Here is a 13,062-nt window from a genome sequence, read left to right on the forward strand (position 1 = left end):
CCGCGTTCCCGCGGGGACGCGCACGGACCCAGCCCACCGTTTGCCGATCTCGCGGTCCGGGCAGCGGGAGCCGGTGCCACGACGCGCCACCGACACCCTCTCGACAGCCCGCATCCAGGAGGTCGCCCGCGACCTGCTCGGCTTCGAGGACTTCCGCCCCGGCCAACGCGAGGCGATGGAGGCCGTCGTCGCCGGGCAGGACACTCTCGCGGTGCTGCCGTCGGGGGCGGGCAAGTCCGCCGTCTACCAGGTCGCCGGCCAGCTCGTCGGCGGGCCGGTGCTCGTCGTCTCCCCGCTGATCGCGCTGCAGCGCGACCAGGTCGACCGGCTCGAGGACCTCGACGGCCTCAGCGGGGAGGCCGCCCAGCTCAACTCCGCCCTGTCGGTCGGCGACCAGCGCGCCGCCCTCGACGGGCTTGCGGACGGAACGGTCCGCTACCTGTTCCTCGCGCCCGAGCAGCTGACCAAGCCGGAGGTCGTCGACGCGATCGCCGAGGCCGAGCCTGCCTTGTTCGTCGTCGACGAGGCGCACTGCGTCTCCGCCTGGGGGCACGACTTCCGCCCCGACTACCTGCGCCTCGGCGCGGTCGTCGAGCAGCTGGGCCACCCGACCGTGCTCGCGCTCACCGCCACCGCCGCGCCGCCGGTGCGCGCGGAGATCGTCGAGCGCCTGGGCATGCGCGCCCCCTGCGTCGTCGTCGCCGGCTTCGACCGGCCGGAGATCCGGCTGGAGGTGGAGCAGCACGCCGACGCGTCGGCCAAGGACCGGGCGGTCGTCGACCGGGTGCTCGAGCTCGTCGGGGACGGGCAGGTCCCCGGCATCGTCTACAGCGCCACCCGCAAGGGCACCGAGGAGATCGCCGCCGAGCTGACCGACCGCGGCCTGCGCGCCTGCGCCTACCACGCCGGCCTCAGGAAGGCCGACCGCGAGGACTCCCAGCGGGCGTTCATGGACGACGAGCTGGACGTCGTCGTCGCCACGACCGCCTTCGGCATGGGCATCGACAAGCCCGACACCCGGTTCGTCGTCCACGCCGAGCCGGCCGACTCCGTCGACAGCTACTACCAGGAGATCGGCCGCGCCGGCCGCGACGGGCAGCCGGCGCTGGCGCTGCTGGTCTACCGCCAGGAGGACCTCGGCCTGCGCCGGTTCTTCGCCGCCGGCGTCCCGGCCGAGGAGGAGCTGCAGCAGGTGGCCAGGCTGGTGGGGGCGGCCGAGGCCGCCGGCATCGACGACGGCGTCGACGTCCGGCAGCTGCGCGAGGAGACCGGCCGGGGCGCCACCCCGCTGGCCCGTGACCTCAACCTGCTCGAGCAGGTGTCGGCCGTCGTCCTCGACGAGGAGGGAGCCGCCCACCCGGCCGACGGCGCGCCCGGTCCCGCGGCCGCCGCGGCCGCCGCTCGCGAGCTCGCCGAGCACCACGAGCGGGTGGACCAGAGCCGCGTGGAGATGATGCGCGGCTACGCCGAGACCACCGAGTGCCGGCGGCAGTTCCTGCTCGGCTACTTCGGCGAGCAGCTCGAGCAGCCGTGCGGCAACTGCGACAACTGCTCGGCCGGGCGCTCGCAGGAAGGGGCCACGGTCGCCGACGCGGGCACCCCCTTCCCCGTCCAGGCCCCGGTCGAGCACGCCGAGTGGGGGCCGGGCATCGTCATGCGGGTCGAGGACGACCGGATCACCGTTCTCTTCGAGGAGGTCGGCTACAAGACCCTCGCGCTGGCCGCCGTCCTGGACAACGACCTGCTGACCCGCCGGGACGGCTGACCACCGGGGCACCTGAGGACGTGCACGGTCGGGGGATGCCGGGCTGCGCAGTCGGCGGCGGCCCGGGGATGATCACGCAGGAGACCGGGCGGACCAGCCCGGCGGGAGGAGTTGACGGGTGAAGGTCCTCGGCATCAACGCGCTCTACCACGACCCGGCCGCGGCCCTGGTGGTCGACGGCCAGGTGGTCGCCGCGGCGGAGGAGGAGCGGTTCAGCCGGCGCAAGCACGGCAAGCGGCCGCTGCCGTGGAGCGCGTGGGAGCTGCCGGAGCTCTCGGCGGCCTGGGTGCTGGCGGAGGCCGGCCTGACCCCCGCCGACCTCGACGCGGTCGCCTACTCCTTCGACCCGCGGCTGATGCCGAGCCCGGAGGAGACCGGGCTCTACGACGAGGGCGACGTCGTGCGCAAGACGTACGCCGAGAAGGCGCCGTCCTTCCTCGCCCACCACCTGCCCGGCCTCGACCCGCAGAAGGTGCGCTACGTGCCGCACCACGTCGCGCACGCCGCGTCCGCCGGCCTGGCCGCCCCGTACCCGACCAACTCCGTGCTGGTGCTCGACGGCCGCGGGGAGGCGGTGAGCCACCTGGCCGGCCGGTACACCGACGGGCAGCTGGAGGTGCTGGCCAGCCAGGCGCTGCCGCACTCCCTCGGCCTGCTCTACGAGGACCTCACCGACCACCTCGGCTTCCTGCGCAGCTCCGACGAGTACAAGGTCATGGCGATGGCCTCCTACGGCAAGCCGCGGTTCGCCGCCGAGCTCGAGCCGTACGTCCACGCCACGGGGGACGGCGGCTTCCGCACCGAGCGGATCGACTTCGCCGAGTTCGCCCCGCGGCTGCGCACGGGCGACGACTGGACCGACGCGCACGCCGACCTCGCCGCCAGCGTCCAGCTGCGGCTGGAGGAGACGCTGCTCGACCTCGCCCGCTGGCTGCACGGGCGCACCGGCGACCGCACCCTGACGCTGGCCGGCGGCGTCGCGCTCAACTGCGTGGCCAACAGCCGCATCTACGCCGAGGGCCCGTTCGACCAGGTGTGGGTGCAGCCGGCCGCGGGCGACGCGGGGACGGCGCTGGGCGGGGCCATGGCCGTGGCCACCGAGCTCGGCGACACCACCGCGCCGATGCCCGGCGCCGACCTCGGCCGCGGCTGGACCGACGAGGAGATCGAGTCCTGGCTGATCACCGCGGCGATCGACTACGAGCGGCCGCGCGACGTCGCCGACGCCGTGGCCGGGGTGCTGGCGGGCAACGGGATCGTCGCCTGGTTCCAGGGCCGCAGCGAGTACGGCCCGCGCGCGCTGGGCCACCGCTCACTGCTGGCCCACCCCGGCCACGAGGCCAACCTGGAGCGGATGAACAACGTCAAGGGCCGCGAGCAGTTCCGCCCGGTGGCGCCGATGGTGCTGGCCGAGCGGGCCGCGGAGATCTTCGGGCGCGGGCCGATTCCGTCGCGGTACATGCTCTTCGTCCACGACGTGCACCCCGAGTGGCGCGAGCGCATCCCGACCGTCACCCACGTCGACGGGACGGCGCGCATCCAGACCGTCGACCGCACCGAGGAGCCCCTGGTGGCCCGCATGCTCGAGTGCTTCGAGCGGCGCACCGGCCTGCCGGTGGTGGTCAACACCAGCCTGAACACCGCCGGCCGGCCCATGGTCGACGACCCGCGCGACGCGCTGGAGTGCTTCGGCTCGGCCCCGGTGGACCTGCTGGCGATCGGCCCGTTCGTCGTCCGGCGGCCCCGGCCGACTCCGCGCCCGAACTGACCCCGACCCCCGACCCCGAACCCTGACCCGGGTCGTCCGTGGACGCCGGGACGCGGAGGCCTTCCGGCTCCCGGCGTCCGCCTGCTCCCGCCGCGGGCGGTCGTGACGTCAGCCTGCTCAGCCGCGCCACCGCCGTCGGCCGGCGAAAGGTCACCGGTCGGGGACGACAGGCCGTGGGGCTCACCCGTACTGATGACCTCTCGTCATCGGGAGACTTCTCCGAGTGACCAGTGGGCAACCATGGGGCCGCCCCGCCGAGACACGGCCGGGCTTGACCTCATGGGGGTTGTCTCACATGGCTGCAGCTGCAGACCGCACCACCGCGGGCCGGACCTGGCCGCAGACGCTGTCGCTCGTGTTCGGCGTCGTCTACCTGCTTGTGGGCCTCGCCGGGTTCTTCGTCACCGGCGGCAACTTCTTCGGGATGGACCACAGCCACAGCCTGCTGGGCTTCCACGTCAACGGGTTGCACAACGTGGCGCACGTCCTGGTCGGCGTCCTGGGCATCGTGCTGTCCCGCACGCTGGCCGGCGCCCGCACCTACGGCTGGCTGCTCGGCGTCGCCTACGGCGCACTGTTCGTCTACGGCCTGTTCGCCGCCGGCGAGTCCTGGGACGTCCTCAACATCAACGCTGCTGACAACGTGCTGCACATCCTGAGTGCGATCGTCGGCTTCGGGATCGCGCTGGGCCCGGTCCGCGGTGCGGTGACCGACCGCTCCACCCGCGTCTGAGCACACCGCCACGCATCATCCGGAGGCCGGGTTCCGCACGGGACCCGGCCTCCGACGTCCCCGCCACCGGGCGCACCGCCCAACGTCCCTGCCCACACGGTGACCTGGGACACTCGACGGCCTGGAGAAGCGGTCGCCTACTGACGGCGCGACCCTCGGCGTCCAGGAGGACGACATGTCCGCTCCCGATCGACCGACTCCCCGCGGCGCCACCGCGCCGCAGGTCCTCGCCCTGGTGGTCGGCGCCGTCTACACGATCACCGGCATCGCCGGGTTCTTCGTCACCGGGGTCGGCGACTTCTTCGGCCACCACGGCGACCGCCTGCTCGGCTTCATGGTCAACCCGTTCCACAACGTCGTCCACCTGCTGGTCGGCGTCGCCGGCCTGACGCTGGCCCGCACCCTCGGCGGGGCGCGCACCTACGGCTGGCTGCTCGCGGTCGGCTACGGCGCGGCCTTCGTCTACGGGCTCGTCGCCGTCGGCAGGTCGTGGGACGTCCTCGACCTCAACGGGGCGGACAACTGGCTGCACCTGGTCAGCGCACTGGTCGGGCTGGCGATCGCGCTCGTGCCGGTGCAGGCGGCCGCCCGCGCACGCACGACGCGCGTCTGAATCCGCCCCGTGCCGGACCGGGAGGACCGTGGCGTGGACGACGACCCCGTCCTGCGCGCCCTGGGCGAGGACCTGGCGCGCGACGACCCCGACCTGGCCGCCCGGCTCACCGCCGGGCCGGGCGCCGGGACCGGACGCCGGAGCCCGCCGGGCCGCGGCCTGTTGTGGCTGCTCGTGGCCGGCGCCGTGGTGGCGGTGGGCGCGCCCTTCCTCGTCGGCCCGCGGGCGTTCGGGGTGATGGCGGTGCTGCTGCTGCTCGGCTGCCCGCTGGCGGTCAGCCGGTGGTGCCTGACCGACGGACCCGGGCCCCTCCCGCCGGGCGACGACCCGCCGCCGTCCGCTCCGCCCGTCTGACTCCCTGCCCCCGGAACGACGTCGACCGGGCCCGAAACGGACACCCCGCGATCCCTCGGCGAGACGCACGTCCCGCCGCCCTCTACGTTGCGGGCATGGACTTCGCCCTGTCCGCCCGAGCCGAGGACGTCTGCGGCCGGATGTGGGACTTCATGCGAGAGCAGGTCTTCCCCGCCGAGCCGGTCTACGAGCAGTGGCGCGCCGCCCGCGGCCACGACGACCACGAGCACCCCCCGGTGCTGGAGGAACTGAAGACCGAGGCCCGCAAGCGCGGCCTGTGGAACCTGTTCCACCCCGAGCTGTCGGGGTTGACGAACCTGGAGTACGCCTCCGTCGCCGAGATCACCGGCTGGAGCCCGACGATCGCCCCCGAGGTCACCAACTGCGGGGCGCCGGACACCGGCAACATGGAGACGCTCATGCTGTTCGGCACGCCCGAGCAGAAGGAGCGCTGGCTGCAGCCCCTGCTGGAGGGCGAGATCCGCTCCGCCTTCGCGATGACCGAGCCCGACGTCGCGTCGTCCGACGCCACCAACATCCAGACCTCGATCGTCCGTGACGGCGACGAGTACGTCATCAACGGCCGCAAGTGGTGGACCAGCGGCGCCGCCGACGAGCGCTGCCAGGTCTTCATCGTCATGGGCAAGACCGACCCGGACGGGCCGACGCACCGGCAGCAGTCGATGGTCCTGGTCCCCCGCGACGCCCCGGGCCTGGAGATCGTCCGGCACCTGCCGGTCTTCGGGTACCAGGACCAGCACGGGCACTCCGAGGTCGTGCTGCGCGACGTCCGCGTGCCGGTGACCAGCCTGCTGGCCGGCGAGGGCGACGGCTTCATGATCGCCCAGGCGCGGCTCGGTCCCGGCCGCATCCACCACTGCATGCGGGCCATCGGCATGGCCGAGCGGGCCCTGGCGCTCATGGTGGAGCGGGCCAAGGCGCGGGTCGCCTTCAAGCGGCCCCTGGCCGAGCAGGGCACGGTGCGCGAGATGGTCGCGCTGTCCCGGCTGGAGATCGACCAGGCCCGCCTGCTGGTGCTCAAGACCGCCGACCTGATCGACCGGTACGGGGCCAAGGGCGCCCGCACCGAGATCGCCGGCATCAAGGTGGTCGCCCCGCGGGTGGCCTGCGACGTCATCGACCGCGCCATCCAGGTGCACGGCGGCGCCGGCGTCAGCGACGACACCGTGCTGGCCCGCTTCTACGCCTCGGCCCGCACGCTGCGCATCGCCGACGGCCCGGACGCCGTCCACCTGCGCTCGGTCGCCCGCGAGGAGCTGGGCCGGGAGCGCCCGTACGCGGGCTGAAAGAGGGGGCGGGGCTCGACGAGGCCCTGGAGGGGACCGCCCACGGATCCCCTCCGGTCAGGCGGTCAGGCTCGACCCGAAGCCGCCCGCGGCGAGCTTGGCCATGAGCTGGGTGCGGTCCAGCCCCACGGCCGCCAACGCGTCGCCGTCCCGCTCGGTGTCGATCTGGTCGGGCAGCTGGGCCTCGACCTTCTCCGCGGTGCTGTTGTCGCCCTCGGTGCGCAGCACCCGCAGCAGCTCCTGCTTGTCCAGCTTCACGCCTGACCTCCACTCGGCCGTCGATGAACGCGCTCCAGCGTGATGGCGGTCACCCGGACCCGCAACGTCGCGCCGCCGCGTCACGATCCGGTCACGGCGGGGAGGGTCCGGGTGGAACGCGGGACGAGGCGGCCTGCGAGGCGTTCGTCGCCGCACGCTCGGACGAGCTGCTGCCACCGGCCCCGGCCTCCGTACGGGTCCTCGACGGAGCCGGTCGGGTGGTGGCCGAGGCGCCGCTGACCGCGACGGCCGACTGAGCGCGTCAGCGGCGCTGCGCGCGGCGGTACAGGAAGGCCGCCACCCCGGCGAGGACGACGCCCAGGAACAGCTGCGCGACGCCCACGCCGGCCTGGTCGCTGGCGAACCAGGTCGGCGAGGACACCAGCAGGACGACGGCGACACCGGCCACGAGCAGCGCGACGAGCCGCTCGCGACGCTCCCCGGGCGAGGTCATGCCGACGACCCTAGACAGGCAAGCGGTGACTTGCCTATGGTCCTGTCGTGGGCGATGTGTTCAAGGCCCTCGCGGACCCGACCCGGCGGGCTGTCCTCGACGAGCTCTCCGAGCGGAACGGTCAGACGCTGTTCGAGCTGTGCTCCCGGCTGGTCACCCGGCACGGGCTCACCTCGTCCCGGCAGGCCGTCTCCCAGCACCTGGACGTGCTCGAGGACGCCGGCCTGGTCCGGACCCGCCGCGAGGGCCGGTACAAGTTCCACGACCTGGACACCTCGCCGCTGCGCGCCATCACCGACCGGTGGCGCATCGACCCCTGAGCCCGACCCCTGAGGAGGGACCCGTGCGCATCAACCTCGCCAGCGTGCTCGTCGACGACCAGGACAAGGCCCTGCGCTTCTACACCGAGGTGCTCGGCTTCGTGAAGAAGACCGAGATCCCGCTGGGGGAGCACCGGTGGCTCACCGTCGTCTCGCCGGAGGACCCGGACGGCGTCGAGCTGGTCCTCGAGCCCGACGGGCATCCCGCCGCCAAACCGTTCAAGGAGGCGCTCGTCGCCGACGGCATCCCGTTCACCTCGTTCGCCGTCGACGACGTGCAGGAGGAGTACGAGCGGCTGCGCGGCCTCGGCGTCGTCTTCACCCAGGAGCCGACCGGCATGGGGCCGGTCACCACCGCCGTCCTCGACGACACCTGCGGCAACCTCGTCCAGATCGCCGGCACGTGAAGCCAGGTCGACGTCTTCGGGTCGGCCTCGACGGGACCGACGTCGCTCCCGGTGTGGCGCCGTGCCCGGGACGGTGACCCGCGCTCGGCCGGGTCGGCAGCGACCGCCGCTGCTCAGCCGGCGGGCGAGGCCTCGGCCGACCGGGCGGCGGCGCGGCGGTCGCGCTCGGCCGGCCAGCGCCGCACCGCCTCGCCCATCTCCTCGTCCAGGAAGGCCATGAAGTCCCGGGTCTCGGCCAACCGCCGGCCGCCGGGGCGGTCGAGGCCGATGGCCTCGATGCCGCCGTCCAGGATCTGGACGAAACGCTGCAGCAGGGCCAGCTCGGCGGTCATGTAGCGCGACCACAGGTCCCGGTCGTCGAGCACGTAGAGGTCGCTGCGGGTGCCCGGCTCGCGTTCGCGCAGCAGGAGGCCGACGTGGACCAGGTAGCGGACGGCGCCGCTGATCGCCGCCGGGCTGACGCCGAGGCCGCGGGCGAGCTCCCCCGCGGTGTACCGGTCGGCGTCGTCGGCCAGCGCGAAGGCGATCACCCGGGCCGGCATCGGGGCCATGCCGGCCTCGCGCAGGGCGAGGGCGAAGCGCTCCACGAACCGCAGGAGGGCGATCCGCTCACCGTCCACGTCGCTGTCCACGCCCGTCCCCCTCACCCGCCGGAGAGAGCCCAAGGTAACCGATCCGACGGATGTTCAACACCGTTCACAATTTCGTGAAAGGCGCGTAGGTTCGCCGGCATGACCACCGCGATCTCGGTGTCCGGGTTGGTGAAGACCTTCGGTTCGGTCCGGGCCCTCGACGGCCTGGACCTCGAGGTGGGAACGGGCGAGGTGCACGGCTTCCTCGGCCCGAACGGCGCGGGCAAGTCGACGACGATCCGCGTGCTGCTCGGCCTGCTGCGGGCCGACGCCGGGCGGGTGCGGCTGCTCGACGGCGACCCGTGGCACGACGCCGTGGCGCTGCACCGCCGGCTGGCCTACGTGCCCGGCGACGTGACGCTCTGGCCCGCCATCACCGGCGGCGAGGCCATCGACCTGCTCGGCCGGCTGCAGGGCGGCTTCGACCCGACCCGCCGCGCCGAGCTGCTCGAGCGCTACGACCTCGACCCGCGCAAGAAGGCCCGCACCTACTCCAAGGGCAACCGGCAGAAGGTGGCGCTGGTGGCGGCGCTGGCCTCCGACGCCGAGCTGTACGTGCTCGACGAACCCACCTCGGGGCTCGACCCGCTGATGGAGGCGGCGTTCCGGGACGACGTCCGCCGGCTGCGCCACGAGGGCCGGACGGTGCTGCTGTCCAGCCACATCCTCGCCGAGGCCGAGGCGCTGTGCGACCGGGTGAGCATCATCCGGCACGGCCGGACGGTGCAGAGCGGCAGCCTGAGCGAACTGCGCCACCTCACCCGCACCGCCATGGCCGTCGAGACGGTCCGCCCGGTCACCGGCCTGGCCGACCTGCCCGGCGTGCACGACCTGCGGGCCGATGGGTCCCGGGCGCGCTTCGACGCCGACACCGACGCCCTCGACGGCGTCGTCCGGCACCTGACCGGCTTCGGCATCCGCTCGCTGACCAGCTCGCCGCCCACGCTGGAGGAGCTCTTCCTGCGCCACTACGGGGAGGACCTCCCCGAGGCCGCCCCCGACCACGCGCCCGAGGCGGTGCGCTCGTGAGCACCGGGGAGGGGACGCGGACCGGCAGCGGCACGCTGCTCGCGTTCGCGCTGCGCCGCGACCGGGTGCGGCTGCCGGTGTGGGTGGCCGGCGGGGCGGTGCTCATGGCGGTCCAGTCGACGGGCAACCAGGCGGTCTTCGGCACGCCCGCGGAGCTGGCGGCGTTCCGCGCGACCATCGGCAGCAACGCCGCGGCCATCGCGCTCGGGGGGCCGCCGGTCGGGTTGGACACCATCGGCGGCGTCGTGGCCTTCCGCAGCTCGTTCGTCTTCACCCTGGTGGCCGCGCTGATGGCGATGACCACCGTCGTCCGGCACACCCGGGCCGACGAGGAGGCCGGCCGCACCGAGCTGGTGCGCGCCACCCGCGTCGGCCGGCACGCACCGCTGCTGGCCGCCGTCGCGCTCTCAGCACTGGGCTGCGTCGCGCTGGCGCTGGGGCTCGGGGTCGCCGCGGCCGTCACCGGGCTGCCCGCCGGGGGAGCGTTCCTCTTCGGCGCCTCGATCGGCGCGCTGGGGCTGGTGTTCACCGGCGTCGCCGCCGTCGCCGCCCAGGTCACCGGCTCCGCCCGCGCAGCCCTCGGCCTCACCGGGACCGTCTTCGGCATCGCCGCCGTCCTGCGCGCGGTCGGCGACATCGAGGGCAACGGCTGGTCGTGGGCCTCGCCGATCGGCTGGTCGCAGGCGGCGCACCCGTGGTCGGACGACCGGTGGACCCCGCTGCTGCTCTCCCTGGCGGCGGCCGTCGTCCTGCCGGTCGTCGCGCGGGCGCTGCTCGACCACCGCGACCTCGGGGCGGGCCTGCTGCAGCCCCGCCCCGGGCGGCCCACGGCCACCCGGGCCCTGGGCTCGCCGCTCGGGCTGGCCTGGCGCCTGCAACGGGGTGCGCTGGCCGGCTGGGCGGTCGGCCTGGTGGTCCTCGGCCTGGTCTACGGCTGGTTCGCCGGATCGGTGGAGGACCTGCTGGCCGGCAACGCCGCCATCCGGCAGTTCCTGCCGAGCTCGGCCGACCTGGTGGACTCCTACCTGGCCACGACGCTGTCGATCACCGCGCTGCTCGCCGGGGCGTACGCGGTCGCCGCGGCGCTGCGGGCCCGCGGGGAGGAGGCCTCCGGCCGCGCCGAGCCGGTGCTGGCGACCGCCACCGGCCGGGTGCGCTGGTTGGCCAGCCACCTCGCCGTCGCGCTGGCCGGCTCGGCGGCGCTGCTGGTCGTCGGCGGGGCCGCGATGGGGCTGGCCGCCGCGGCGGCGGTGGGTGACGGCGCGCTCGCCGGCCGGCTGGTGGGCGGGGCCCTGGCCTACGTCCCCGCCGTGTGGGTGCTCGCCGGCGCGGCCGCGGCCCTGTTCGGCCTGCTGCCGCGGGCGGCGGCCGCCCTCGCCTGGGCGGCGGTGGCCTACGTCGTGGTGGTCACGCTGTTCGCCGAGTCGTTCGACTGGCCCCGGTGGGTCAGCGACGCCTCCCCGCTGGCGTGGACCCCCTCGGTCCCGGCCGAGGCGGCGACGGCGGGCTCCGCGCTCGGCCTGCTCGCCGTCGCCGCGGTGCTGCTGGCCGCCGGGTCGGCCGGTTTCCGCCGCCGCGACCTGCTCACCGAGTAAGGACCCCCTCCTCCCCACCCCTCGCAGGCTCGGGGCGGGACCCGGGAGGGGGCCGCCCCCCTCGCAGGCTCGGGACACGAGGACCCGGACGGGGCCGGACGGTCAGCCGGCCTTGTTGGGCGGCTCGCCGGCCGCCAGCGCGGCCTGGGCCAGGGCCGGGTCGTAGGCGCAGGCGTCGCCGACGTCGGCGATGGGGGTCGTGGTCGCGGGTGCCGGCGTCTGACCGGACGGCACGGCCGGCGCGGCGGCCGGGGTGGTCGCGGCCGCGTGGTCGGCGGCCGGGGTGGTCGCGGCCGCGTGGTCGGCGGCCGGGGTGGTCGCGGCGCCGTCCGCGGCCGGGGCGATGGCCTCGGAGACGATGGCGCGCATCTCGGCGTAGTCCGGGTAGGCCGGGTCGATGACGCTGGTGTCGAAGACGACGCTGCGCACCTCGGCGTCCTTGACCAGGAAGCCCAGGTCGACGAAGTCGTCGAGGGCCGACCGGGGGACGTCGGTGCGCACGATGTCCTGCGTCGTGGCCGCCAGCTGCTGGTACTTGCGCAGCAGGGTGACCGGGTCCGCGGCGTCGATGATCGCGGCGATGGTGCAGCGCTGGCGGGCCATCCGGTCGTAGTCGGTGAGCCCGTAGCGGCCGCGGGCGAACTGCAGGGCGAGGTAGCCGTCCAGGTGCTGGTGGGGCCCCGGCGCGATGTAGTCGTCGGGCAGCTCGCCGGTGCCCGGGTCGCCGTTGACCGGCACGTAGTAGTTGACGTTCACCGTGATGCCGCCGAGCGCGTCGACGAGCCGGGCGAAGCCGTCGAGGTTGACCAGCACGTAGTAGTCGATGGTCAGGCCGAGGGCCTCGCCGACGCCGAGCTTGAGGAAGTCCGCCCCCGGGTCGTCGGTCGGACCGAGGATGTCGGGGTACATCCCCGGGCCGTTGCGGTAGACGGCGTTGAGCAGGCTCTCGCTCTCGCTGCCGGCGTCGAAGCCGTCGGGGTAGACCTCGGCCAGCGGGCTGCCCGGGGGGAACGGCAGGTCCTCGAGGTTGCGGGGCAGGCTGAACAGGGTGGTGTCGCCGGTGTCGGTGTCGATGCTGGCCACGATGACGGTGTCGGTGCGCACCCCCTCCCGCCCCTCCCCGCCGTCCCCGCCGAGCAGCAGCACGTTGACCCGCGCCTTGTCGCCGAACGGGTCGGGCCGGTCCACCACGGTCGCCGACTCGTGGTCGCCGAAGAGAGCGGCGAGCAGCCCCCGCTGGGCCAGGGCGGCCCCGACCACCGTGGCGGCCGGGACGGCGAGCCCGGCCAGCAGCGCCAGGACGACGACGGCGCCGACCAGGTGCTGCCCGCGCGACGTGCGCGGCGGGACGAGCACCCGGTAGCCGGCCACCACGACGACCGTCCACAGCAGCGCGACCACCACGACCCCGGCGAGCACCCAGGTCAGGGAGGTGGAGTCGACGGCGATCCGCGCCGCGGTCCGCCGCCCGGGTCCGGCCAGCCAGACGACGCCGGCCACCAGGAGCAGGAAACCGAGCAGGGTGACCGCGCCGAGCCGGCGCCGGCCGGCGGCGAGGAACGCCGTCCCCGGGACCAGCGCGCCCAGGACGGTCAGCCCCAGGGCGGCCGGGAAGTGGCGACGCGACCGACCGGGCGGCTCGGGGGGCGGGGGCAGGGGCCGGGACGGGCCGATGGGACGGGTCGCGTCCTCCTCGCGCTCGCTCACTGGTGCACCATCCATCCGTCACCGATCTTGGTTGGGTCGGTGATGCGCCCGAGGTGCCGCCTCGTCATCGCCCTGCTCGCTCGACACCGTTGATGTCCAGCGTGAGATCTGCGAGACGGG

At 74.6% G+C, this 13,062-nt stretch carries 14 protein-coding genes; 10 read left to right on the top strand and 4 right to left on the bottom strand.

Annotated features, from left to right (window positions below; genetic code table 11):
• Positions 1-73: 73 nt before the first annotated feature.
• From DQ238_RS19490 to DQ238_RS19515, 6 genes are all read left to right on the top strand, one after another.
• Entirely contained in the window at positions 74-1,765 is a 1,692-nt protein-coding gene (locus DQ238_RS19490) for an ATP-dependent DNA helicase RecQ (protein ID WP_113782921.1), read from the top strand.
• 118 nt (positions 1,766-1,883) lie between these two features.
• Positions 1,884-3,533: a carbamoyltransferase C-terminal domain-containing protein gene (locus DQ238_RS19495; protein ID WP_113782896.1), complete on the top strand. Its 1,650-nt coding sequence runs from the start codon at positions 1,884-1,886 to the stop codon at positions 3,531-3,533.
• A 295-nt stretch (positions 3,534-3,828) separates the two neighbouring features.
• Complete coding sequence (locus tag DQ238_RS19500) at positions 3,829-4,266, top strand: DUF4383 domain-containing protein (RefSeq protein WP_113782897.1); 438 nt, start codon at positions 3,829-3,831, stop codon at positions 4,264-4,266.
• A 175-nt stretch (positions 4,267-4,441) separates the two neighbouring features.
• Positions 4,442-4,879: a DUF4383 domain-containing protein gene (locus DQ238_RS19505; RefSeq protein WP_113782898.1), complete on the top strand. Its 438-nt coding sequence runs from the start codon at positions 4,442-4,444 to the stop codon at positions 4,877-4,879.
• Positions 4,880-4,912: 33 nt separating this feature from the next.
• Complete coding sequence (locus DQ238_RS19510) at positions 4,913-5,233, top strand: DUF3040 domain-containing protein (RefSeq protein WP_158550849.1); 321 nt, start codon at positions 4,913-4,915, stop codon at positions 5,231-5,233.
• A gap of 95 nt (positions 5,234-5,328) precedes the next feature.
• Complete coding sequence (locus tag DQ238_RS19515) at positions 5,329-6,540, top strand: acyl-CoA dehydrogenase family protein (protein WP_113782900.1); 1,212 nt, start codon at positions 5,329-5,331, stop codon at positions 6,538-6,540.
• Positions 6,541-6,597: 57 nt separating this feature from the next.
• Here the strand turns inward: DQ238_RS19515 and DQ238_RS19520 are convergent, their stop codons facing one another.
• Positions 6,598-6,798 (bottom strand): hypothetical protein, encoded by a 201-nt coding sequence (locus tag DQ238_RS19520; protein ID WP_113782901.1) that lies wholly within the window; start codon positions 6,796-6,798, stop codon positions 6,598-6,600.
• A gap of 262 nt (positions 6,799-7,060) precedes the next feature.
• Positions 7,061-7,252, bottom strand: a complete 192-nt coding sequence (locus DQ238_RS19530) for a hypothetical protein (protein WP_113782903.1) — start codon at positions 7,250-7,252, stop codon at positions 7,061-7,063.
• A gap of 47 nt (positions 7,253-7,299) precedes the next feature.
• Between DQ238_RS19530 and DQ238_RS19535 the strand changes: the two genes are divergently transcribed.
• Both DQ238_RS19535 and DQ238_RS19540 read left to right on the top strand, forming a co-directional pair.
• On the top strand, positions 7,300-7,572 hold the full coding sequence (locus tag DQ238_RS19535) for a helix-turn-helix transcriptional regulator (RefSeq protein WP_113782904.1): 273 nt from the start codon (positions 7,300-7,302) through the stop codon (positions 7,570-7,572).
• A gap of 23 nt (positions 7,573-7,595) precedes the next feature.
• A complete protein-coding gene (locus DQ238_RS19540; RefSeq protein WP_113782905.1) occupies positions 7,596-7,979 on the top strand; it encodes a VOC family protein in 384 nt (127 codons plus the stop codon).
• Positions 7,980-8,092: 113 nt separating this feature from the next.
• Here the strand turns inward: DQ238_RS19540 and DQ238_RS19545 are convergent, their stop codons facing one another.
• Entirely contained in the window at positions 8,093-8,611 is a 519-nt protein-coding gene (locus tag DQ238_RS19545) for a GbsR/MarR family transcriptional regulator (RefSeq protein ID WP_199506462.1), read from the bottom strand.
• A gap of 99 nt (positions 8,612-8,710) precedes the next feature.
• On the opposite strand from DQ238_RS19545, the gene DQ238_RS19550 reads away from it, so the two are divergent.
• Both DQ238_RS19550 and DQ238_RS19555 read left to right on the top strand, forming a co-directional pair.
• Positions 8,711-9,640, top strand: a complete 930-nt coding sequence (locus DQ238_RS19550) for an ABC transporter ATP-binding protein (RefSeq protein WP_113782906.1) — start codon at positions 8,711-8,713, stop codon at positions 9,638-9,640.
• Positions 9,637-11,235, top strand: coding sequence for an ABC transporter permease (locus DQ238_RS19555; RefSeq protein WP_113782907.1), 1,599 nt, complete (start codon positions 9,637-9,639; stop codon positions 11,233-11,235). The genes DQ238_RS19550 and DQ238_RS19555 overlap by 4 nt, the downstream gene beginning before the upstream one ends.
• Before the next feature lie 102 nt (positions 11,236-11,337).
• Here DQ238_RS19555 and DQ238_RS19560 read toward each other — a convergent pair whose 3' ends face one another.
• Entirely contained in the window at positions 11,338-12,942 is a 1,605-nt protein-coding gene (locus DQ238_RS19560; RefSeq protein WP_113782908.1) for an LCP family protein, read from the bottom strand.
• Positions 12,943-13,062: the final 120 nt, after the last annotated feature.

The sequence above is a fragment of the Geodermatophilus sp. TF02-6 genome (assembly GCF_003319115.1).
GTDB lineage: Bacteria > Actinomycetota > Actinomycetes > Mycobacteriales > Geodermatophilaceae > Geodermatophilus.

Coding starts and splice junctions, on each gene's coding strand:
- DQ238_RS19500 (WP_113782897.1), top strand. CDS start 3,829: ATGGCTGCAGCTGCAGACCGCACCACCGCGGGCCGGACCTGGCCGCAG.
- DQ238_RS19505 (WP_113782898.1), top strand. CDS start 4,442: ATGTCCGCTCCCGATCGACCGACTCCCCGCGGCGCCACCGCGCCGCAG.
- DQ238_RS19515 (WP_113782900.1), top strand. CDS start 5,329: ATGGACTTCGCCCTGTCCGCCCGAGCCGAGGACGTCTGCGGCCGGATG.
- DQ238_RS19530 (WP_113782903.1), bottom strand. CDS start 7,252: ATGACCTCGCCCGGGGAGCGTCGCGAGCGGCTCGTCGCGCTGCTCGTG.
- DQ238_RS19550 (WP_113782906.1), top strand. CDS start 8,711: ATGACCACCGCGATCTCGGTGTCCGGGTTGGTGAAGACCTTCGGTTCG.